The organism is Streptococcus sp. Marseille-Q5855, from assembly GCF_946901985.1.
Taxonomy (GTDB): domain Bacteria; phylum Bacillota; class Bacilli; order Lactobacillales; family Streptococcaceae; genus Streptococcus.
In genome coordinates this window covers 17,560-39,639 of record NZ_CAMPPR010000007.1, presented here as the reverse complement: position 1 = coordinate 39,639, position 22,080 = coordinate 17,560, and the positions used below count along the sequence as shown (strand labels likewise).

Here is a 22,080-nt window from a genome sequence, read left to right as displayed (position 1 = left end):
TTTTCTTTTTTATTCTTTATGGCAAACCACTTCTATATTGTTCCCATCTGGGTCAATCACAAAAGCAGCGTAGTAAATCGGATGCTCACTGCGATAACCAGGAGCTCCATTGTCTCGCCCACCTGCCTCTAAGCCAGCCTCATAACAAGCTTGAACCTCTTCCTTATTTTCTGCTAAAAAAGCAAAGTGAATAGGATCTTGTGTCCCCTGAGCCAGCCAAAAATCACCACCAGGATGAGGGCTATTTGGGGCATGAAAACTGATTAGAGAACTAGTCTTAAAAGCCAATTTATAGCCCAAAGGAGCGAGAAAACTCTTATAAAATCCTTCTGAAATTTGTAAATCCTTTACCTTAATTTCAAAATGATCAATCATTCTCACTACCCATAAATGCTTTCAAGCGTTTAACTGCTTCTTTAAGCGTGTCTAGGTCTGTCGCATAGCTGAGGCGGACATTTTCTGGCGCTCCGAATCCTGCTCCTGTAATCAAGGCTAGACCAACTTCTTCAAGAATAGCCGTTGTAAATGCTGTTACATCGCTATAACCTTTCATCTCCATAGCTTTTTTGACATTTGGAAAGAGATAGAAAGCTCCTTGTGGTTTGACAACTTCAAAACCAGGGACTTCACACAAGAGTGGATAGATGGTATTGAGACGTTCTTCAAATGCTTGACGCATAACTTCCACAGAATCTTGCGGTCCAGTTAGGGCTTCGATAGTTGCATATTGTGAAACAGCAGTTAGGTTAGAAGTTGTTTGGCCTGTCAATTTGCTCATAGCAGCAATGATTTCTGGGTCACCCACTGCATAACCTACCCGCCAACCTGTCATGGCATAAGCTTTTGATACACCGTTAATGACAATGGTTTGCTTACGAATTGCTTCTGATAGACTTGAGATTGGAACAAATTCATTTCCATTATAAACAAGGCGACCGTATATATCATCAGCTAAAATCAGAATGTCATGCTCAACTGCCCAATTTCCGATAGCTAGTAATTCTTCACAAGTATAGATCATACCAGTCGGATTAGATGGTGAATTGAGAAGCAAAACCTTGGTCTTATCAGTGCGAACTGCTTCTAACTGCTCTACAGTTACCTTAAAGTGGTTGTCTTCCTTAGCAGGAACAAAGACGGGAACGCCTTCTGCCATCTTGACCTGGTCTCCATAACTAACCCAGTATGGAGTTGGAATAATAACCTCATCTAAAGGATTGATTACAGCCATAAAGAAAGTATAGAGGGAAAACTTGGCACCTGTAGCAAAGGTAACCTCGTTACTTGCGACAGAATAGCCATAGTAGCGCTCGAAGTAGGTATTCACTGCAGCTTTTAATTCTGGTAGACCTGAAGCTACTGTATAGAAGGAAGCCTGTCCTTCTCGAATAGCTTTAACTGCTGCATCCTGAATATTTTCAGGAGTGTGAAAATCTGGTTGTCCCAAGGTCAAGAAAAGGACATCCTTACCTTGAGCTTTTAATTTTTTTGCTCTCGCATCACTAGCTAAAGTAACACTTTCTTCCATTTCTAAAACACGGTTGGATAGTTTCATAGGCCCTCCTTATTGACCAATGCTCCTGTTTCAAAATCTACTAGATAAAAGTCAGAGCCTGACTTAACTTCCCAGATTGGCTTGTCTTGATAACGGCCAAAGATAATCTTGTCAATCTCGCCGGCTCCTTTTTCCTTAGAAACGGCTTCTGCTTTTTCTTGTGAAACACCTTGATTTAGCTGATAAACGTAAATCTTATGGTCATCTTTTCCAATCAGGACAGCAAGTACTTCTTGTTTTTTATTGCGACCAAGAACGCTATAATAAGATTCTAAGCCATTGTATAAATCAACCTGATCAGCCTGCTCTAATCCTGCATACTGCTGAGCTAATTTTTCTCCTTCACTTTTAGCTGTTTGATAAGGTTTCATGCCAAGAGAAACCAGATACAGAAAGGAAGCACTGATAACCACAAGCAAAATCGTCATCCCTAGACCATACTGCCACAGTAGATTATTTTTTGCTTTATTTTGTCTTTTTTTCACTCGTCTATTTTACCATCTATTAAGCTTTATTACAAGTGAATGCAAGAATACTCTTCGAAAATCAAATTCAAACCACGTCAGCGTCGCCTTACCGTACTCAAGTACAGCTTACGGCTAGCTTCCTAGTTTGCTCTTTGATTTTCATTGAGTATAAGCAACCAATTCTATTTCTTCCTTCAAAGCAAACTGATTTTTCTTAGTTAAAATCGAGTAAGAAAAGTAAAGACAGCTCCAAAATCAACCTATTAAAAAACCTGAGCTTGGCACTCAAGTTTTCAGAAATTATTTTAATCTAGGAAATAATTTTTTCATCCATTCTTTTAGCCAATTTTCCTAAAAAGATAGCCAGTAGAAGACTAATCATGACTAAAAAGAATCCTAGATAAAGAAATGTTACTACAAAGCCTAAATGGTCAATCAACCACCCTGTCAGTGGGAAGAAGACAATCATACTAAGGCTAAACATCATAGAGTAAACACTCAGCATGGTTGCCCTTACTTCACTTGGGAGCCGCTCTTGCAAATCGTTGTCAAAAATCGGCTGAAAAAGAGCATATAGAGCATTACTCATCAAATAAATCAAAATATAGATTAGAGGTGTTCCAAAGTAGGACAACATATAAGTGACGCCAGTCAGCAGGACGAGGACAGGGAAAAGCTTCAAGGCAGCATATTTCTTTCCAATCTTACTCGCTAGATAGACTGCGACGATATTCAAGAGACTACCAAGTAGCATAACTGCTGAAATTTGCCAACTACTTAAATCTGGTAACTGATTTTGATAGTAAAAATAAAACATGCACATGAGTACTCCGACAATCTGAGACAAAATCATCCAGTTGAACAGCATGGGATTTCGCTCCAACTCTTCCTTAACAGTCCAAATAATCTGTTTCATGGTCACACTATCAGCTTTTTCTAGCTTGACACTAGGTTCTTTCAGCATCCAAATCAGGAAAAGAACTATGATAGAAGTCGCAATCATGATATAGTAGGTCAGGTGCAATTGACCATGGACAAAAAATCCTGCCAACACTGTTCCCAAAGACTGAGTTCCTTCCGACACCCCTGATAGGAAGCTTGAAATGGATAGATAACGCTCCTTTAGTCCAGCCTCTACAGCCGAGTCATAGACCATTGCTGCGCTTGTTCCTGAATCAAAATTATAAGACAAGGCACTTACCGCCATCGCTAAGGCATAAATCCAAAAATTCCCCTGCCCAGCCAACATGAGAATAGAAGACACAATCCCTGCTATTCGACTTAAATAAAGGTTAGTCTTATAGGAATAACGATCAGCTAACATACCAGATGGAATTTCACAGAGAAGACTGGTCGTATGAAAAATACTTTCCAGAAGTCCAATCTGCCAAAGAGACATTCCGTTTTGACTGAGAAAGAGAATCCAAAAACTGGTAATCCCTAGAAATGCAAAAAACTCAACTCCAGCCATCAGGCCAATATTTTTCCGATAATTTCTTATTAACATCTTTTCTCCTTAACAAGTGTATTATTATTTCTTTTGTCCGTCACTTGTTAATCTTTGCCTTACATGATCTCCACCCCTTTTTAGAAGCATTCTTCAATGCCATTATTGTTCCTTTAATTTTTTATGAAATGATATCAGAAAATAACCGTTCTGCGGTTTCTATTGCGAGTTTTTTCGTTTATTTTAGCACTTATGTCATCATATTACAAGAGAATGTTAGAATACTCTTCGAAAATCAAATTCAAACCAGAATCCAAAAAACAGTTCTTGCTTTTCTAGTCGCAAATGACTAGAATTTCTGCAATTTTATCATTTTCAAATTAACTCTGAGCAAATTTCTTGCAAGTCCTTTTGTTTTGTTGTAATATATTTTATAACAACGAGAGGATTCTCGGAAATTTAAGAAAAAGGAGACACATCATGTCTAAAAAAGTATTATTCATCGTCGGATCACTACGTCAAGGTTCTTTCAACCACCAAATGGCTCTCGAAGCTGAGAAAGCACTTGCTGGTAAAGCGGAAGTTAGCTACCTTGATTATTCAGTCCTTCCTCTCTTCAGCCAAGATTTGGAAGTTCCAACTCATCCAGCTGTAGCGGCTGCTCGTGAAGCAGTTCTCGCTGCGGATGCTATCTGGATTTTCTCTCCAGTCTACAACTTCTCTATCCCTGGTACAGTGAAGAACTTGCTTGACTGGCTATCTCGTGCCCTTGACTTGTCTGATACACGCGGCGCTTCTGCTCTTCAAGACAAGTTTGTCACCGTATCATCTGTAGCCAATGCAGGTCACGATCAACTCTTTGCTATCTATAAAGACCTCTTGCCATTTATCCGTACACAAGTCGTTGGTGATTTCACGGCTGCACGTGTTAATGACTCTGCTTGGGCAGATGGAAAATTGGTTCTAGAAGAAACAGTCCTAAACTCACTTGAAAAACAAGCGGAAGACTTGGTTAATGCTATCAAGTAACTAATATAATAAAAGCGAACAAGACTACTTTTCTGACACTCAGAATACTAGCTTGTTCGCTTTTTTTCTCATTTATAAACTAAAATAGCTGATGATACATATTGCCAAATACAAAATATCTGATTTCTATACTTCCTTTACAAAAACCAATTCCTGTGGCTGTGACAAATCTTCTCGGTAGTTAAATTCTGCAAAACTTAATCGACGAGCTTCATCGACCGTCTGTACTTGATTTTCTATCAGGGCTGTCAGGAAGGCACCACGGGCTTTCTTAGAAATAGTTGAGTGAATTTTCAGCTGACCACCTCTATCCTCCATGAATTTGAAAGTCACCATTTTTTCTCTAATTTCCTTAGAAAATACAGTTTCAAATTCTGATGACAAGAGAGAGAAAATCATTTCTTCCTGCTTCACAGCTTCATCATAGGCTGCCTTCCAATGGCTCTTCAAAGTCTTACCAGCGACTTTCAACTTCATCAAAAAGTCCAAACGGTGAGGTGCCATAGGTGACAAGGCTGGAATAACACCGTACAAAGCCGAGGTAATGAAGACATGATTTTCAAGATAGGCTTGTTCTGCCTCGGTTAACTTATCTCGCTTGATATGGCGATACATCAGCCCATCAAAAAGTTTCAAGGCTGGATAGTGTTGAGCAGTTTGCCTTTTCAAAGCTTGGATATTTTGAAATTCTTCCGCAGACTTCTCGGCTGATACCTTGTAAAAACTCTCCAATTGACTAGCAGAATAGAGGGCCAAGGCATCCAGCACAGCCTGACTTTCTGGTTTTAAAGGAGCGGCTTCAATACTTGGCAAGTCTGTGTTCATTTCTTTTGCTGTTGGGATTAAAATTTTCATATTGATAGTGTAGCATATTTTTTAGCCACAACCAAGAAATTCATCTGAAAAACCTCGGTTTGACCGAGGTTTCTCTATTTATTTTGGCCATCCTAACCAGACAGCCACGAGAACAAGGGCTAGCCCAGCTAAACTTGTTAAGATAGATAAGAATTTATCTTTTTTCTCCTTGAACTGAGAAAAACCTATCTTCAAAGCAAGCAGTCCGAGTAGCATTGAAGCAAGCATCAAATAAAAACCCATTTCTTTGTCCTCCATTAGGCTTAATTTACCTTATTATAACATATATTTTTAAATAAACCTTTTTTATACTCAATAAAAATCAAAGAGCAAACTAGGAAACTAGCCGCAGATTGCTCAAAGCACAGCTTTGAGGTTGCAGATAAAGCTGACGTGGTTTGAAGAGATTTTCGAAGAGTATTACTGTACTTTAAAGGTCTTGAGATAGTTGTCTTTTCCTACTTGACCTTCGAAGGTTTTACCATTTTCAAGGTAAGGAAGGTCATCTGATACAGAGGCCTTGACCTTGTATATCTTACCATCAACTTTAAAGAAGTAGACGGTGTCGCCCTTGATAACAGCTGATTTGAGGTCTGCCACCACACCCTTGATACTTTCAGTTGTTGAATTATCAATTTCAAGGTCGTTTTTATTAGCGTACTTGCTGAGCAGCTCTTCCACTGTAGTAGCTACGATAACATTTTGGTACTCGACTGCGTCCACCAAAGCATACTCTTTGACCAAACCAGCATTGTCCTTCAAGCCCATGATGTACAAAGGCTTGTCATTAAGGTTGATGAGGATTGGGAAGGTTGCCTTGTAGGATTTCTCTTGAACAGCACCTTCGGCTGATTCACGGGCTGATTCTTCAGTCGCAGAAGCCAAGCTATACTTCGTGATTTCTCCTGTTCGCATATTTTCAAGAATGAAACCAAGATTACTCTCATCTGCATTGGCCGATGTCACACCTGTGTAGAGGTAGATGTCATTACCGATAGACAAATAATTATATCCCTTGGTAGTCTGGGTCACGTTTTTCTTGGAAATCATAGCATTCCAGAAACCATCCTTGTACTTTCCGTTGTAGTTGATTTGCTCAATGGTTTCCTCAGCTGGATAGACCCTGTCCACCCATTCTGGAACATCTGCCAAGCTGTATTCCTTGGTGTCTCCATTTGTGGCATCCAAGATAATGACTGAAACGGGACGAGGAACTGCAAGCCCAAATTGCTTTTGGTAAACCGTTGCTACATAGAAAGGATTGCCCTCATCGTCCACCTCAAAAGATGGAGTCTTGAAGATTTTAGTTGGGTACTTCAAGCGTAGGTGACGCTTGACATCACGGTTAAAATACTCCGAGTCAGAATACTTGATTGGTGTCTTCAAGTCCACCAAGTCTGCATTCCCGGTTACCATATCCACCTTGATATACTCGCCGATTCCCTTGGCCTGATTGTTAAACCACTTGATAGGGTCTGCGTATTCTAAGGGTGTAACCCGATAAGGCTTCCCATCAATTGTCAATTGAGTATAGGTATCTGCCGCTACGTACTGCGACACCTTATCCGTTAGGGAACCCAAGTAGCGGTCCCCAATTTTTTCAGCAGTACTTCTATCTAAAATAGGAACCTTACTGGTGTCAGTCTTAGGAAATTCAGTAAAGTCTTTTTCCGTGACCGTGACTACATTGGCATAATTTTTAGCCTGAAAAATGCTAGAAGTCACCAAGGAAACCAAGGCTGCCAAGAGAAGAATTCCTCCAATAGAAGCTAAAAGGATTTTCCCTAACCGATTGATTTTGAAACCTTCAAGATTTAAGGCAGCTTCTGCCTTGCCGTGGCGCACATGAACCGTTTTGACCAGATTGATTCCCTTGCCAAAGCCAAATAAGACTGCTACAACCAGCAAATGCCCACAGAAGAAAAAGAGAAATTCCCAGCTGGTCAGGTTAAGGGGCGGTAAAAAGATATACCAGGTCGTTGCGATAAAAATAAGTTCAAAGACTATTCGTTTCATTTGCTTTCCTCCTAAATGATTCGTCCTTCCAAGTGATCCAGTTCATGCTGGCAAATCTGAGCTGGGAAGCCTGTCAAGGTAATGGTCTGTTCCTGCCACTTGCTGTCACGATAGGCAACCCTTATAGTTTCATAACGCCTAGTAGGTTTCACACCTACCAAGGACAAACAACCTTCCTCTGTCTCATAAGGTCCTTCAAATGACAGGAGCACTGGGTTAAACATGACCATGGGAATCAAGCCAAGATTAAAGATAATCACGCGCTTCTGCACCCCAATCATATTGGCAGCTAAACCGACACAAGTCTCACTATTTGCTAAAAGCGTATCCTGTAAATCACTAGCAAGATAAAGGTCTTCCTGACTTGCTGGCTGAGACACCTGAGATAAAAACAAAATATCCTTTACAATTTTCTTCTCCACTTCCTCACACTCCTCTTGATGTTTACTATATTATAGCAATTATAGCACAAAAGCCGATAACTGCAAGCCCTTTCCCTCAACTGTAGTAAAAAGCCATCCGAAGATGACTTTTTTTCTATTTAATTTTTTTATAAGTTACTTCCATCCCACGCTTAATAGCTGGACGATTGGCAATTTTTTCTGCCCAGTTTACTAAATTCTGGTAACTTGAGGCATCTAAGAATTTTGCAGAACCTTGGTAAAGTTTTCCTTGAACCAACTGGCCATACCAAGACCAGATAGCAATATCTGCAATCGTATAGTCATTACCTGCAATATAAGGCTTCTGAGCCAATTCCTTATCCAATAAATCCAACTGGCGTTTCACTTCCATCGTAAAACGGTTAATAGGATATTCCAATTTTTCAGGAGCATAATTGAAGAAATGTCCAAATCCCCCACCTAGAAAAGGTGCAGCACCTGCTTGCCAGAATAGCCAATTCAAAACTTCTACCTTTTCCACAGGATTGCTTGGTAAAAAGGCTCCAAATTTCTCAGCAAGATAAAGGAGAATATGAGCAGACTCAAAGACTCTTACATTTTCAGTCCCTGACTGGTCCAACAAGGCTGGAATCTTTGAATTTGGATTGAGCTTTACAAAGTCTGAACCGAATTGATCCCCATCCATGATAGCAATCTTATACAAGTCGTAAGCCGCTTGCTCAAAACCAGCTTCTAGTAATTCTTCCAATAAGATAGTGACCTTCACACCATTTGGTGTTCCCAGTGAATAAAGTTGAAAAGGATGCTTTCCTTTTGGCAAGTTTTGTTCGAAACGGGCGCCTGCTGTTGGTCTGTTTAGTCCCGTAAAAGCTCCTTGATTACTAGTTTCATCCTGCCATACGGTCGGTAATTGATATGCTGACATCCGAAACCTCCCTTAAATCGCATTCTTATCAAAGCCAAGTTTACGTTGAACAAACTTAACAATTTCGACGATAATAATCATTGAGAAGCTTCCGCCCATAACGATTCCCCATTGTGACAAGTCTAGTTTGGTTACGTGGAAGATTCCTTCAAGCGGTTCTACGACGATTGTTGCCATGAGAAGGATGAAGGATACCAAGATAGACCAGTTGAAGGTCTTAGACTTGAATGGGCCAACTGTCAAGATGGATTGGTAAACAGATTTCACATTGTAGGCATGGAAGAGCTGAATCAAACCAAGGGTTGCAAAGGCCATAGTTAGGGCATCTGCATGAATGGCATGATTGTCACCCACATGTACTGGGTAAGCAATCGCAAGACCATAAACACTCATAACAATAGCTGCTTGGAGTACACCTTGATAGATGATAGAACTCATGACACCACCTGAGAAGAAGCTCGCCTTGCGTCCACGCGGTTTGTGGGTCATAACACCTGGTTCAGCAGGTTCAACCCCAAGAGCGATAGCTGGGAAAGTATCCGTTACCAAGTTAATCCACAAGAGATGAACTGGTTGTAAGACATCCCAACCAAAGAGGGTTGATAGGAAGATAGTTAATACTTCAGCAGTATTGGCAGAAAGTAGGTACTGAATGGTCTTTTGAATGTTTGAGAAGACCTTACGTCCTTCTTCAACTGCGACGATAATAGTCGCAAAGTTATCATCTGCAAGAATCATGTCAGATGCACCCTTAGAAACCTCTGTACCAGTGATTCCCATTCCAATACCGATGTCTGCTGTTTTCAGAGCTGGCGCATCATTGACACCGTCACCTGTCATGGCAACGACCTTACCTTGTTTTTGCCATGCCTTGACGATACGAACCTTATGCTCTGGAGACACACGCGCATAAACAGAATACTGGCCAACTACTTTTTCAAAGTCTTCATCTGACAGTTCGTTGAGTTCAGCACCAGTTAAAACGTGTCCTTCTGTATCGTTTGCGTCAATGATTCCCAAACGTTTGGCAATAGCTTCTGCAGTGTCTTGGTGATCACCCGTAATCATGATTGGACGAATTCCAGCTTCCTTAGCCACACGAACAGCCTCAGCAGCTTCAGGACGTTCAGGGTCAATCATCCCAATCAAACCAGTAAAGATTAAATCATTTTCAAGCTCTTCAGAAGTCAGGTTTTCTGGAATGCTATCAATAATCTTATAGGCACCTGCTAGGACACGCAAGGCTTGGTGGGCCATTTCAGAGTTGTTTGTATGGATGAGGTTTGTAACCTTTTCGTCAATCGGAGCAATATCCCCAGCTTTGTCACGAAGAATACAACGTTTCAAAAGTTGGTCTGGCGCACCTTTAACAGCTACGAGGAAGCGTCCATCTGCAAGTGGATGAACTGTTGACATGAGCTTACGTTCAGAATCAAATGGCAACTCAGCCACACGAGGATATTTCTCTAAAAATCCTTTAACATCATAACCTTTGTCCAAAGCATACTGGATAAAGCCTGTTTCGGTTGGATCACCAATTAGATTGCCTTCCACATCGATTTTCGTATCATTGGCCAAAACAACTGAACGAAGAAGGGGCATTTCAAGACCCAGTTCAATGTCGTCAGCTGAGTCATGTAGGACTGCATCGTAGAAGACTTTTTCAACGGTCATCTTGTTCATAGTCAGCGTACCAGTCTTATCAGAAGCAATGATTTCAGTTGAACCAAGGGTTTCTACTGCTGGCAACTTACGAACGATAGAGTTTCGTTTGGCCAAAACTTGAGTACCAAGGGCAAGAACGATGGTTACGATAGCTGGGAGACCTTCTGGAATGGCTGCAACAGCAAGGGCAACAGAGGTCATCAACTCACCAAGTGGATTTTTCCCTTGGATAAAGACACCAACTACAAAAGTAACAAGGGCAATGACCAAGATTGCATAGGTCAAAACCTTAGAAAGGTTGTTCAAGTTTTGTTTGAGTGGTGTATCCGTCTCATCCGCATCTTGGAGCATGCCAGCAATATGACCAACTTCCGTGTACATCCCTGTATTGACAACAACACCAAGACCACGACCATAGGTCACATTTGAGTTTTGGAAGGCCATGTTGACACGGTCACCAATACCAGCATCTGTCGCAAGCTCGACTGTCAAGTCTTTTTCGACTGGAACAGACTCACCTGTCAGGGCAGCTTCTTCGATTTTAAGAGAGTTGGCTTCTAGCAAACGTAAGTCTGCTGGTACAACATCACCAGCTTCGAGAGCGACGATATCACCTGGTACTAATTCTTTAGAATCAATCTCAGCCATATGACCATCACGAAGAACGCGGGCAGCTGGACTAGACATGGATTTGAGGGCTTCGATAGCTTCTTCTGCTTTTCCTTCTTGGTAAACACCAAAGGCAGCATTGATGATAACCACGGCTAGGATGATAATGGCATCTGCGATATCTTCCCCACCAGAAGTCACGACTGACAAGATTGCTGCCGCAACTAGGATGATAATCATCAAATCCTTAAATTGCTCGATGAATTTGACCAGGATTGATCGTTTCTCGCCTTCTTCGAGTTCATTGTGGCCAAATTCGGCAAGGCGTTTCTGCGCTTCGCTAGATGAAAGACCCTGCTCGGTCGCATCCACAGCCTGCAAGACCTCTTCAGGACTTTGAGTGTAAAACGCTTGGCGTTTTTGTTCTTTTGACATGTGTCTCCTCCTTGACATTGTGTGCAAAACAGGCTCTCTTTTTCTCATCGTATCTTTTCACGACAAACAAAAAGAGACCTGTTAATCATAACAAGTCTCGCTGTTTAAGATAGTGCCGGAAAGCATACTTTTCAGTATAAAATTCGGAATGACGACACTATCACAGGTTTCTGCCAGCTACTCCCTTGAGTAGTACTATTATACCAAATTTTGAAAAGTTTTCAAAGAGTAAAGATTCTATCCTTATCAAAAGTACGTTCACTGATGATATATCTCGGACGACGTTTCGTTTCTAGGTAAATCTTTCCAATATACTCACCAATTACTCCCAAACTAATCAATTGAACCCCACCAAGTAAACTGACTATTGCATAGGTGCTTGCCCAACCAGCCACAACCGAACCAGCAAACTTGCTCCATAAAACCCAAATAATCAATAGAAAGCTAAATAGTGACGTCAAAACACCAAGACTTGTAATCAACCGAATCGGTTTGATTGATAAACTGGTAATACCATCCATAGCCAAACCAAGCATTTTAGATAGTGGATAGTGGCTCTCACCAGCAATTCGTTCATGGCGTTTATATGAAACGTAAGAATATTTAAAACCAACTAAAGGCATTAAACCACGAAGAAAAAGATTAACTTCTTGGAACCTCTCTAACTCCTGCAAAAATCTTTTTGATACCAATCGATAATCGGCATGATTAAAAACAACTTCTGCCCCAAATAGGCGCAGAACTTTATAAAAACCTTCAGCTGTAATTCGTTTAAATGCAGAGTCCGTATCACGATTATCACGGACACCATAGACAATTTCAGAACCACTTTTATATTCTTCAACCATTTTGTCCATACAATTGATATCATCTTGTCCATCAGCATCTATAGTAATGACAATATCAGCAAACTGAATAGCTTCATACATACCTGCAAGAACGCTACTCTGATGCCCCCTATTACGACTTTGCGACACACCAACTACAGAAGGGATGGTTTTAGCATAACTTTCTATCAGTTCCCAAGTCTGATCCTTACTACCATCATTTACATACATGATTTTACTAAGAGGATGGATTACTTCTTTCTTCACTAATTGTTCAATTTTTTCAACGAACATTGGATTAGTATGTGGTAGGACTTGCTCTTCGTTATAACATGGAACAACAATATATAAAATTGGCTTTTTCCTGCTCATGCTATTCTCCTCCTTTTCTATAAATCATAGCCGTATCAATCTGTTTTTCTAAGTGATAATTTACTTTAATATAATCCTTTATAAAAGAGTCAGTTCTCTTACCATAATCCCATTCAGTATCAAATACAATATAGATAGGAGGATTTTCTTGTATAGATTTTCTAAACTCATCAATAATAACTCGATCATCTGTCACAGCTGGAATAAAGAAAAATTTTGTACTAGCTAGCCGTTCACTATACAAATAAATTGTTCCATTTTGACGGTGTGTATAAATTCGGTCATCCATCGACGTATTTTTCTCTATATAGCTAGCAACGCGTTGCTGTTTCTCCGATCTATTCAGATATCTTGTATTCATACTTTTCATGATGGATTTTACATCATTCTGGTATACAATAATAAATCCTAAGAATAAGACAAAAAATACTTGAAAAGACATTTTCTTGGATATGCTATGAAATAAATAGGAAATATATGGAATCAAAATCGGGAGCATTACTAAAATGTAATGACCATAGCTTCTTTTTGAGATAAGAGCCAGAAGTAAACAAACAATAAAAACAAAATGATAGAAGATTGATTTTATTCCAAATTTCTTCCATAGTGGTATCAAGGAAAATAACATCAATAAATTAAGACTTAAGAGATTTGTTTGAGAAATGTACCATCTGATAATCTCATACATCGAAACGTTATTAGACTCTGTAGTATAAATAAAATTAATTCCAATCGACTGGTATACCATTTCAAAAAAGATGCCCTTTGATAACAGATATAGGCACAAAGGGATAGTTGGTATTAATACTCCAACGAAAAATAATCCTATCAAAGAAAACAATTCCCTATATGTTTTCTTTAGTATAAAATCAATCAATACATAAATACAAAATACTAGCCAAATCCCTATCATATTTGCTTTCGTAAAAAATACAATAGCGAAAAATGCACCTGATACTACGATATCATTTTTGCTGAAATCATTTTGTATAAATAATTTTAAAAAAATGTATAATGAATAAGCCAAAAAAGGTAAAATAAAACCTTCTAAACTCCAGCCACCATCAAAAAAATACTCATAAATTATAAAGATAATTGCTAAAGTTAAAATTGTTTGCTTATTCCCAGTAAATAACCTTGAAATCTTATAGCTAACTATAAAGAATAGAAATGTGCAAAATAGGTATAAAAATTTAATTCCTAACGCACCACCAATAAGATATCCTAGGTAGTTCAGTAAAAAAACAACTGGCCCCTTATGATCAAATAGGTCTGCATACATCAATTCTCCTCGATTCATTGCATACCCAAAATATTCAAAAATACTAGCATCTGAAAACGGTATTCCTTGTTTGACATTTGTTACCATCGAGAACCAGACTAAAACAGTAAAGAGTAAAGAAATACTCATTACTAAAATACTCATTTTTTTCAATTTTATTTACCTCAACTTTTCACTTTATCAGTCTATCATATTTCCTAAAAAAAAAAAGCATTTTCTGCTTTGTATTTTCTTAATTTTATCTGTCCTATTTGAATTTTCCCTTGAAAACCAGTATAATGGTAGAATGCTATGTGACTAGAAAGGAAGTTGAATGAAGCAATCTATTTCAAATCTCAAGTTAGCTGAGCGTGGGGCCATTATCAGTATTTCGACCTATTTGATCTTGTCTGCAGCCAAATTAGCAACTGGGCACCTCCTCTATTCATCCAGTTTGGTGGCCGATGGTTTTAACAACGTGTCGGACATCATTGGAAATGTGGCCCTCTTGATTGGGATTCGAATGGCACGCCAACCTGCTGACCGAGACCACCGTTTTGGCCACTGGAAGATTGAGGATTTGGCTAGCTTAATCACTTCCATCATCATGTTCTATGTTGGCTTTGATGTTCTAAGGGATACCATTCAAAAGATTCTCAGTCGGGAAGAAACGGTCATTGATCCTCTTGGTGCAACTCTAGGAATTATGTCTGCAGCAATCATGTTTGTGGTCTATCTCTACAATACTCGTCTCAGTAAGAAATCCAACTCCAAGGCACTGAAGGCCGCAGCTAAGGACAATCTTTCTGACGCTGTTACCTCACTTGGTACTACTATTGCCATCCTAGCTAGCAGTTTCAATTATCCCATTGTGGATAAACTGGTTGCCATTATCATCACTTTCTTTATCTTGAAGACTGCCTATGATATCTTTATCGAGTCTTCCTTTAGTCTCTCAGATGGTTTTGACGATCGTCTGCTTGAGGAATACCAAAAGGCTATCATGGAAATTCCCAAAATCAGCAAGGTCAAATCCCAAAGAGGTCGCACCTACGGTAGCAACATTTACCTTGATATTACGCTAGAAATGAATCCTGACTTATCTGTTTATGAGAGTCACGAGATTGCGGATCAGGTCGAATCTATGCTGGAGGAACATTTTGGCGTCTTTGATACCGATGTCCATATTGAGCCAGCACCTATCCCTGAGGATGAAATTTTAGACAATGTCTATAAAAAATTGCTTATGCGTGAACAATTGATTGACCAAGGAAATCAACTGGAAGAACTATTGGCTGACGATTTTGTCTATATTCGTCAAGATGGAGAGCAGATGGATAAAGAGGCCTATAAAGCCGAAAAAGACTTGAATTCCGCTATCAAGGATATTCAGATTACTTCCATCAGTCAGAAGACCAAACTCATCTGCTATGAGTTAGATGGTATCATCCATACCAGTATCTGGCGTCGCCACGAAACTTGGCAAAATATCTTTCATCAAGAAACCAAAAAAGAATAGAGAAATCCTGTCATGAGACGGGATTTTTCTATTCTTCTAGCTATCAAAGTCACTTAAATATTCATAGCGTTCGTATTTTTCAAGGAGTGCTTCGTTTTTCTCATCCAGTTCTTTTTGGAGAGTAGCCAGTTTGCCAAAGTCAGAGCTGTTGGCCTGCATCTCCTCTTCAATAGCAGAGATACGGTTTTCTAAAAATTCAATATCACCTTCAATGCTTGCCCACTCCTGCTTTTCTTGGTAGGTCATGCGTTTCTTGTCTTCACGGACCTTGACCACTTTCTCCTTTTCAGCCTTTTGCACTTGATTAGCCATCTCTGTTTCAAAGGCTTTTTCATCAAGATAGTCGGTGTAATGACCAAAGAAAGGACGAATTTTACCATCCTCAAAAGCGAGAATCTTGGTCGCTACCTTATCCAAGAAATAGCGGTCGTGACTAACAGTCAAAACTGGACCAGCAAAGCCTTGCAAGAAATTCTCCAAAACTGTAAGAGTAGCAATATCCAAATCATTGGTCGGCTCGTCCAAGAGAAGAACATTTGGTTTTTCCAAGAGCAATTTGAGGAGATAAAGACGTTTTTTCTCGCCACCTGACAATTTCTCAATCAAGGTTCCATGCGTCGAACGTGGGAAAAGGAACTGCTCCAACAACTCTGCAATCGAAGTCGTAGAACCACCACTGGTCTTGACCTCCTCTGCCACTTCCTGCAGGTAATTGATAACTCGCTTGCTTTCATCCAATCCCTCAATTTGCTGAGAGAAATAGGCAATGCGAACCGTTTCCCCAATGATAACTTGTCCATCAGTTGGTTCAAGACTTCCTGCAATCAAGTTGAGGAGAGTTGATTTTCCAACACCGTTGTCACCAACAATACCAATACGATCTTTAGCCTGCACCAAGAGATTAAAATCTTGCAAAATGGGCTTGTTTTCATAGGCAAAAGAAACATCCTGAAACTCGATGACTTTCTTCCCAATCCGACTGGTTTCAAAGTTCATGGTCAAGTCTGTCTCAGCAGTATTGCCTGAAACCTCTTTCTTTAAGTCATGGAAACGATTGATACGAGCTTGTTGCTTGGTTGCACGCGCCTGCGGTTGTCTGCGCATCCAGGCCAATTCTTGCTTATAAAGTTGTTCCTTTTTGTGGAGAAGAGCCGCATCGCGCTCGTCCTGTTCCGCCTTAAGGCGAACATAATCCTGATAATTTCCCTGGTACTCGGTCAAGCCTGCGCGATCCAATTCGAAAATCCGAGTTGACAAAGCATCTAGGAAATAGCGGTCGTGGGTAATAAAAAGGACGGTCTTCTTGGAATTTTTCAAAAAGAGGGTCAGCCACTCAATAGTCGCAATATCCAGATGGTTGGTCGGCTCATCCAGAAGCAAGAGGTCGTGGTTGCCAAGAAGAACTTGCGCCAACTGGGCCCGTCTTCTTAGACCACCTGACAATTCTCCAACTGGAGTAGATAAATTCTGAATACCCAGCTTGCTAAGGACAGTCTTGACCTGACTCTCAATTTCCCAAGCTTGAAGAGAGTCCATCTCCGTCATGACACGCTCCAAACGAGCCTGCTTGTCCTCACTGTAGTTGAGCATAATCAACTCATACTCACGAATGAGCTGGATTTCCTTGAGGTCGCTGGAAAGAACCGTATCCAAGACCGTCTTGCTATCATCAAAATCAGGATCTTGAGTCAAGTAGCCAATCTGGTAATCATTCTTAGCTGAAAAGGGACTGACGTCCCCATCAAAGCCAGAAACGCCAGAAAGAACATCTAAAAGGGTGGTCTTACCCGTTCCATTGACACCAATCAAACCAATTCTGTCTAGGTCATGGATAATAAAGGAAATATCCTTAAAAACGGTCTTGTCACCGACGGATTTACTTAGTTTTTCAACGATAAAATCACTCATTTTTTCTCCCTCAGATAAGCATGGATGGCTTGACGGTCATTTTCCAATTCTCCATCGACAATGGCATATTCAATCTCTGTTAAAATCTCTCCCAAGTCTGGGCCTGGTTGATATCCATATTCCTTAATCAAAATACCACCGTTGATTTGGATTTCTTTCTTGTCATGAATGGTCAAACTCTGATAGGTTTCTGTGATGGCTTGTGGGTTGACTGGTTTCCCTTGGGCCTGACGAAGATTTTCAGCCTGTAAAAGTAAATCCAAGTCAAAGCGATAACAATCGCGCTTGCTCAATTCTCCCTTTTCACGCAGAGCCAAAATAGTCAGCAAATCCTGAACTTGCTTGGCAAACTGTCGTGAGGTCTTCCAAGCCTTCAAAAATGGCTGCGCATTTTCAATCTCCAAAGCCCACAAAAGAGCTGCCCAGGCTTGTTCAGAGGATTCAAAGGTGAAATTAGCCTCCAAATCAAACAGTCTGTTGAGCTTGTCTTGGCTAGATGCCATATCAGGGAGATAGTCATAAGCTTGACTCTCAATCATGGAAGCCAAACCCCTTCTCCAAAATGGAGCCAGCAAGAGTTTATCAAACTCAACAAAGGTACGCTCTACAGAAATTTTCTCCAAAAGTGGCGTCAAGGTCTTCATCGCTTTAAATGTTTCTGGCTCAAGTTCAAAGCCAAGACTGGCCTGAAAACGGAAACCACGCATAATCCGCAGAGCGTCTTCGTTGAAACGCTCACTAGCTACACCAACCGCTCGCAAAACTTGATTTTCTAAATCGTCTAGCCCATGAAACAAGTCAATGATTTCCCCTGTCTCGTCCAAGGCAAAGGCGTTGACTGTGAAATCACGGCGTTTGAGGTCTTCTTCTAGCGAGCGCACAAAGGAAACCGCACTGGGTCTGCGATAGTCCACATAGACATCCTCTGTCCGAAAGGTGGTTACCTCATACTCCTCATCCCCATCTAAGACCAAGACGGTTCCATGCTCGATTCCGATATCGGCTGTTCGCGGAAAAATCTGCTTGGTCTCTTCTGGATAAGAAGACGTCGCAATATCCACATCGTGGATGGGACGATTGAGGAGGGCATCTCGAACAGAGCCCCCAACAAAATAGGCTTCAAATCCTGCTTCTTTAATTTTTTCTAATACTGGTAAAGCCTTCTGAAATTCAGAAGGCATTTGCGTTAATCTCATAATAAGTGTTCTAATCCATAGACAAGCTCATGACGCTTGACAACTTCTTTAATTCCCAAATTGACCCCTGTCATGAAGGAGCTGCGATCATAGGAGTCATGACGGAGGGTCAATCCTTCTCCCTGATTGCCAAAGATGACTTCCTGATGGGCTACCAAGCCTGGTAAACGAACTGAGTGAATACGCATACCATCAAAGTCAGCACCACGGGCACCTGCAATCAATTCTTCCTCATCAGGCGCACCTTGCTGGATAGACTCTCGAACTTCTGCCATCAACTCAGCTGTTTTAATAGCTGTTCCACTCGGAGCATCCTTTTTCTTGTCATGATGGAGCTCAATAATCTCCACATTTGGGAAATATTTAGCAGCCTGCCTTGCAAATTGCATAAGCAAGACAGCACCCAAGGCAAAGTTAGGGGCAATCAGGCCACCCAAGTCTTGGGCACGAGAAAATGCTTTTAGCTCTGCAATTTCTTCACTCGTGAAACCAGTCGTTCCAACTACTGGAGCAAAGCTATTTTCAAGAGCAAAGCGTGTATTTTCATAGGCAACAGTTGGAGTAGTAAAATCTACCCAGACATCCGCTTCAAAGCCTGCTAAATCAGCCTTATCCTTGAAAACAGGAATTCCCTGCCATTCTGACTCAGACTCAAAAGGATCCAAAACTGCTACCAAGTCCAAGTCTGGATCAGCCAAGACCATCTGACAAGCAGCTTGGCCCATCTTTCCCTTAAAACCGGCAATAATTACTCGAATACTCATCTCTACTCCTGTCTAAGATACAGAGGACATTAGCTACCCATGAAAAATAGGGAATGGCGCTGACTTTCCACGAAAGGCCAGACAGGCATCTTTTTTTAAGAGGTAGGTAGTCCGTGTTCAATTTCTAAGATACAAGGCATCTTAACTAGTCTAGAAGTGCCAACTAAATCACTGGAATATAACCCAGAGCAATACTTCCTGCTCCTAGGTGAGTTCCAATGACACTACCAAATGTAGCAAGTGAAACATCCGAACCCACTCCAGATTCTAGCAAGTGCTGACGCAATTCTTCAGCCTTTTCAGGAGCATTTCCATGAATGACAATGACCCGATATTGGCCTGAAGCCGTTGTTTCCTTGATAATTTCAATTAAGCGCTTGGTTGCTTTCTTTTCAGTACGAACTTTTTCGTAAACTTCAATCACACCTTGGTCGTTGAAATAAAGGATTGGCTTAATGCTTAGCAGATTGCCCAAAATGGCAGCCCCATTTGAAAGGCGCCCACCTTTTACCAAATGATCTAAATCATCTACCATGATAAAAGCTGACGTACGGCTGATTTGAATGGCTAGCTTTTCCTGAATGCTGGCAAAATCATCGCCCTGGTCACGCCAATTAAAGACGCTTTCAACCATGATACCCAGAGGAGCACTTGTAATCAAAGTGTCTGGAAAAGCAATAGTTAAGCCCTCATAGTCATCAACCATATACTGGATATTTTGGTAAAAACCAGAAATTCCAGAAGATAGGAAAAGCCCCAAGGCATGTGTATAACCTTGTTCTTTGAGCGAAGTTAAGATTTCATCTAACTTGGCAATACTTGGTTGACTAGTCTTAGGCAATTCAGAAGCCTGAGCCATTTTTTGGTAAAATTCCTCAGCAGTCAGATTGATACCTTCGACATACTCCTCACCATCAATATTGACAGGAATATCCAAGACAAATAAATCTTCTCTTTGCAAGGTCTCTGCACTGAGATAGGCAGAAGAATCTGTGATAACAGCTAGTTTCATATTAGAACTCCAAATTGATTCCTGGTAAGTCTAATGCAATTTCAGTTACTTCGTAAGTCAAACGGTTGAGCATGTTCAAACTTGGGCGAGCCAAAGTTTCCACTTCTTCTTGGCTCAATTCACTTGGTTCATTGACAATACGGCCATCGATATGATTTACCTGTGAAATGGTTCCACTGATGACAAACTTATCAAATACAATCATAAAGGTCAAGATGACAATCAAGGAAGTCACTTGATTTTCTTGATCATGTTGGAGCAATTGGAAGTTCACATCCACCTTAGTTTCAGGAGCCCCATTTTCATTTTCCCATTCAAAATTACGCGCATCAAAATGATACTGACTAACAAATTCTTGTTCACGTTTAAGATTCATGTCTTTCTCCCTCGGCTACAATATTATAAGCTATTGTACCATAATTTTTTATTTTCATCTAGTTTTCTAGGATTTAGTCAATCCCGATTTCAGCTCGAACTACGTCTGCGATGGTATCAACATAGTAGTCTACTTCTTCTGTTGTAGGCGCTTCTGCCATAACACGCAAGAGAGGCTCTGTTCCACTTGGGCGAACAAGGATACGGCCATTCCCTGCCATTTCTTCTTCCATCTTCTCGATGATAGCCTTGATAGCTGGCACTTCCATAGCCTTTTCCTTCATGGCATTTTCCACTCGAATGTTGACTAATTTTTGTGGATAGATGGTTACTTCTGCTGCCAACTCTGACAAGCTCTTACCAGTTTCCTTCATGATTTTTGTCAATTGGACAGCGGATAATTGACCATCACCTGTTGTATTGTAGTCCATCAAGATAACGTGCCCAGACTGTTCACCACCAAGGTTGTAGCCTGATTTTCTCATTTCTTCAACAACGTAGCGGTCGCCAACTGCAGTGACTGCCTTGTTAATATCTTCGCGGTCCAAGGCCTTGTGGAAACCAAGGTTAGACATCACAGTCGTCACGATTGTATTTTGGGCCAATTGTCCTTTTTCAGAAAGGTATTTCCCGATGATGTACATGATCTTGTCACCATCAACGATCTTACCATTTTCATCAACAGCAATCAAGCGGTCACTGTCTCCATCAAAGGCCAAACCAATAGCTGATCCGCTTTCTTTGACCACTTCTTGAAGAGCTTCTGGGTGAGTTGAACCAACATTAAGATTGATGTTAAGACCGTCTGGTGTTTCCCCTATAACCGTCAATTGGGCACCAAGGTCTGCAAAGATTTGACGGGCACTAGTAGAAGCTGCTCCATTAGCTGTATCCAAGGCAACCTTCATTCCTTCAAGAGGAGTTCCAGTTGAAACAAGGTATCCTTCATACTTTCGCAAGCCTTCTGGATAATCTACCAAGGTTCCCAAGCCTTCTGCACTTGGACGAGGAAGAGTGTCTGCCGCAGCATCTAGCAAGGCTTCAATTTCTGCTTCTTTTTCGTCATCTAGTTTGAAGCCGTCACCACCAAAGAACTTAATCCCATTATCAAGGGCTGGATTGTGGCTAGCAGAAATCATGACACCGGCACTTGCTCCTTCAGTTTTGACCAAGTAAGCTACTGCTGGTGTTGCCAGAACACCTAGTTTGTAGACGTGAATTCCTACAGATAGGAGACCTGCCACCAAGGCCGATTCCAGCATTTCCCCTGAAATACGTGTGTCACGTCCTACAAAGACTTTCGGTGCTTCCGTTTCATGTTGACTAAGAACATAGCCTCCAAAACGTCCTAATTTAAAGGCTAATTCTGGAGTAAGTTCTACATTAGCTTCTCCACGGACTCCATCAGTCCCAAAATATTTACCCATTTTTATAAAATC

General features: G+C 40.8%; 20 protein-coding genes. 2 read left to right on the top strand and 18 right to left on the bottom strand.

What is annotated here, in order from left to right:
- Positions 1-9 precede the first annotated feature (9 nt).
- From OC529_RS10060 to OC529_RS10045, 4 genes are all read right to left on the bottom strand, one after another.
- A complete protein-coding gene (locus OC529_RS10060; RefSeq protein WP_218764233.1) occupies positions 10-375 on the bottom strand; it encodes a VOC family protein in 366 nt (121 codons plus the stop codon).
- Positions 368-1,555 carry a pyridoxal phosphate-dependent aminotransferase gene (locus tag OC529_RS10055; protein WP_262082077.1) on the bottom strand — a complete coding sequence of 396 codons (1,188 nt, stop codon included), beginning with the start codon at positions 1,553-1,555 and terminating at the stop codon, positions 368-370. Before OC529_RS10055 ends, OC529_RS10060 begins: the two co-directional genes overlap by 8 nt.
- The gene (locus OC529_RS10050; RefSeq protein WP_262082076.1) at positions 1,552-2,040 is read right to left on the bottom strand and encodes a DUF5590 domain-containing protein; all 489 of its coding nucleotides are present in this window, start codon (positions 2,038-2,040) and stop codon (positions 1,552-1,554) included. The genes OC529_RS10055 and OC529_RS10050 overlap by 4 nt, the downstream gene beginning before the upstream one ends.
- A gap of 292 nt (positions 2,041-2,332) precedes the next feature.
- Entirely contained in the window at positions 2,333-3,529 is a 1,197-nt protein-coding gene (locus OC529_RS10045; RefSeq protein ID WP_262082075.1) for an MFS transporter, read from the bottom strand.
- Positions 3,530-3,949: 420 nt separating this feature from the next.
- Between OC529_RS10045 and OC529_RS10040 the strand changes: the two genes are divergently transcribed.
- Positions 3,950-4,498, top strand: coding sequence for an NADPH-dependent FMN reductase (locus OC529_RS10040; protein WP_173283216.1), 549 nt, complete (start codon positions 3,950-3,952; stop codon positions 4,496-4,498).
- A gap of 126 nt (positions 4,499-4,624) precedes the next feature.
- Here OC529_RS10040 and yaaA read toward each other — a convergent pair whose 3' ends face one another.
- The 8 genes from yaaA to OC529_RS10000 form a co-directional block, all read right to left on the bottom strand.
- Positions 4,625-5,353, bottom strand: coding sequence for a peroxide stress protein YaaA (gene yaaA / locus OC529_RS10035; RefSeq protein WP_173283218.1), 729 nt, complete (start codon positions 5,351-5,353; stop codon positions 4,625-4,627).
- Between the two features lie 78 nt (positions 5,354-5,431).
- Positions 5,432-5,596, bottom strand: coding sequence for a YczI family protein (locus OC529_RS10030; RefSeq protein WP_049511965.1), 165 nt, complete (start codon positions 5,594-5,596; stop codon positions 5,432-5,434).
- 177 nt (positions 5,597-5,773) lie between these two features.
- The gene (locus OC529_RS10025) at positions 5,774-7,369 is read right to left on the bottom strand and encodes a hypothetical protein (protein ID WP_262082074.1); all 1,596 of its coding nucleotides are present in this window, start codon (positions 7,367-7,369) and stop codon (positions 5,774-5,776) included.
- 11 nt (positions 7,370-7,380) lie between these two features.
- Entirely contained in the window at positions 7,381-7,791 is a 411-nt protein-coding gene (locus OC529_RS10020; RefSeq protein ID WP_083989349.1) for a peptide deformylase, read from the bottom strand.
- A 115-nt stretch (positions 7,792-7,906) separates the two neighbouring features.
- Positions 7,907-8,698: a glutathione-dependent disulfide-bond oxidoreductase gene (gene yghU / locus OC529_RS10015; protein ID WP_262082073.1), complete on the bottom strand. Its 792-nt coding sequence runs from the start codon at positions 8,696-8,698 to the stop codon at positions 7,907-7,909.
- A gap of 12 nt (positions 8,699-8,710) precedes the next feature.
- Positions 8,711-11,407: a cation-translocating P-type ATPase gene (locus OC529_RS10010; protein ID WP_262082072.1), complete on the bottom strand. Its 2,697-nt coding sequence runs from the start codon at positions 11,405-11,407 to the stop codon at positions 8,711-8,713.
- Positions 11,408-11,628: 221 nt separating this feature from the next.
- Entirely contained in the window at positions 11,629-12,606 is a 978-nt protein-coding gene (locus tag OC529_RS10005) for a glycosyltransferase family 2 protein (RefSeq protein WP_262082071.1), read from the bottom strand.
- 1 nt (position 12,607) lies between these two features.
- The gene (locus OC529_RS10000; RefSeq protein ID WP_262082070.1) at positions 12,608-14,041 is read right to left on the bottom strand and encodes an ArnT family glycosyltransferase; all 1,434 of its coding nucleotides are present in this window, start codon (positions 14,039-14,041) and stop codon (positions 12,608-12,610) included.
- 160 nt (positions 14,042-14,201) lie between these two features.
- On the opposite strand from OC529_RS10000, the gene mntE reads away from it, so the two are divergent.
- Complete coding sequence (gene mntE / locus OC529_RS09995) at positions 14,202-15,386, top strand: CDF family manganese efflux transporter MntE (protein ID WP_262082069.1); 1,185 nt, start codon at positions 14,202-14,204, stop codon at positions 15,384-15,386.
- A gap of 36 nt (positions 15,387-15,422) precedes the next feature.
- On the opposite strand, the gene OC529_RS09990 is transcribed toward mntE, so the two are convergent.
- The 6 genes from OC529_RS09990 to glmM form a co-directional block, all read right to left on the bottom strand.
- Positions 15,423-17,294, bottom strand: coding sequence for an ABC-F family ATP-binding cassette domain-containing protein (locus tag OC529_RS09990; protein ID WP_262082068.1), 1,872 nt, complete (start codon positions 17,292-17,294; stop codon positions 15,423-15,425).
- Entirely contained in the window at positions 17,291-18,490 is a 1,200-nt protein-coding gene (locus OC529_RS09985; RefSeq protein WP_316043912.1) for a CCA tRNA nucleotidyltransferase, read from the bottom strand. The genes OC529_RS09990 and OC529_RS09985 overlap by 4 nt, the downstream gene beginning before the upstream one ends.
- On the bottom strand, positions 18,487-19,254 hold the full coding sequence (dapB, locus tag OC529_RS09980; protein ID WP_262082067.1) for a 4-hydroxy-tetrahydrodipicolinate reductase: 768 nt from the start codon (positions 19,252-19,254) through the stop codon (positions 18,487-18,489). Before dapB ends, OC529_RS09985 begins: the two co-directional genes overlap by 4 nt.
- Positions 19,255-19,417: 163 nt before the next feature.
- On the bottom strand, positions 19,418-20,266 hold the full coding sequence (locus tag OC529_RS09975) for a DegV family protein (protein ID WP_173234782.1): 849 nt from the start codon (positions 20,264-20,266) through the stop codon (positions 19,418-19,420).
- A gap of 1 nt (position 20,267) precedes the next feature.
- On the bottom strand, positions 20,268-20,642 hold the full coding sequence (locus OC529_RS09970) for a DUF1149 family protein (protein WP_001050088.1): 375 nt from the start codon (positions 20,640-20,642) through the stop codon (positions 20,268-20,270).
- Positions 20,643-20,715: 73 nt separating this feature from the next.
- On the bottom strand, positions 20,716-22,068 hold the full coding sequence (gene glmM / locus OC529_RS09965; RefSeq protein WP_262082066.1) for a phosphoglucosamine mutase: 1,353 nt from the start codon (positions 22,066-22,068) through the stop codon (positions 20,716-20,718).
- Positions 22,069-22,080: the final 12 nt, after the last annotated feature.

Coding starts and splice junctions, on each gene's coding strand:
- OC529_RS10040 (WP_173283216.1), top strand. CDS start 3,950: ATGTCTAAAAAAGTATTATTCATCGTCGGATCACTACGTCAAGGTTCT.
- OC529_RS10005 (WP_262082071.1), bottom strand. CDS start 12,606: ATGAGCAGGAAAAAGCCAATTTTATATATTGTTGTTCCATGTTATAAC.
- OC529_RS09985 (WP_316043912.1), bottom strand. CDS start 18,490: ATGAGATTAACGCAAATGCCTTCTGAATTTCAGAAGGCTTTACCAGTA.
- OC529_RS09990 (WP_262082068.1), bottom strand. CDS start 17,294: ATGAGTGATTTTATCGTTGAAAAACTAAGTAAATCCGTCGGTGACAAG.
- glmM (WP_262082066.1), bottom strand. CDS start 22,068: ATGGGTAAATATTTTGGGACTGATGGAGTCCGTGGAGAAGCTAATGTA.
- OC529_RS10025 (WP_262082074.1), bottom strand. CDS start 7,369: ATGAAACGAATAGTCTTTGAACTTATTTTTATCGCAACGACCTGGTAT.
- OC529_RS10055 (WP_262082077.1), bottom strand. CDS start 1,555: ATGAAACTATCCAACCGTGTTTTAGAAATGGAAGAAAGTGTTACTTTA.
- OC529_RS09975 (WP_173234782.1), bottom strand. CDS start 20,266: ATGAAACTAGCTGTTATCACAGATTCTTCTGCCTATCTCAGTGCAGAG.
- OC529_RS10030 (WP_049511965.1), bottom strand. CDS start 5,596: ATGGGTTTTTATTTGATGCTTGCTTCAATGCTACTCGGACTGCTTGCT.
- dapB (WP_262082067.1), bottom strand. CDS start 19,254: ATGAGTATTCGAGTAATTATTGCCGGTTTTAAGGGAAAGATGGGCCAA.
- yaaA (WP_173283218.1), bottom strand. CDS start 5,353: ATGAAAATTTTAATCCCAACAGCAAAAGAAATGAACACAGACTTGCCA.
- OC529_RS10010 (WP_262082072.1), bottom strand. CDS start 11,407: ATGTCAAAAGAACAAAAACGCCAAGCGTTTTACACTCAAAGTCCTGAA.
- OC529_RS10060 (WP_218764233.1), bottom strand. CDS start 375: ATGATTGATCATTTTGAAATTAAGGTAAAGGATTTACAAATTTCAGAA.
- mntE (WP_262082069.1), top strand. CDS start 14,202: ATGAAGCAATCTATTTCAAATCTCAAGTTAGCTGAGCGTGGGGCCATT.
- OC529_RS10045 (WP_262082075.1), bottom strand. CDS start 3,529: ATGTTAATAAGAAATTATCGGAAAAATATTGGCCTGATGGCTGGAGTT.
- OC529_RS09970 (WP_001050088.1), bottom strand. CDS start 20,642: ATGAATCTTAAACGTGAACAAGAATTTGTTAGTCAGTATCATTTTGAT.
- yghU (WP_262082073.1), bottom strand. CDS start 8,698: ATGTCAGCATATCAATTACCGACCGTATGGCAGGATGAAACTAGTAAT.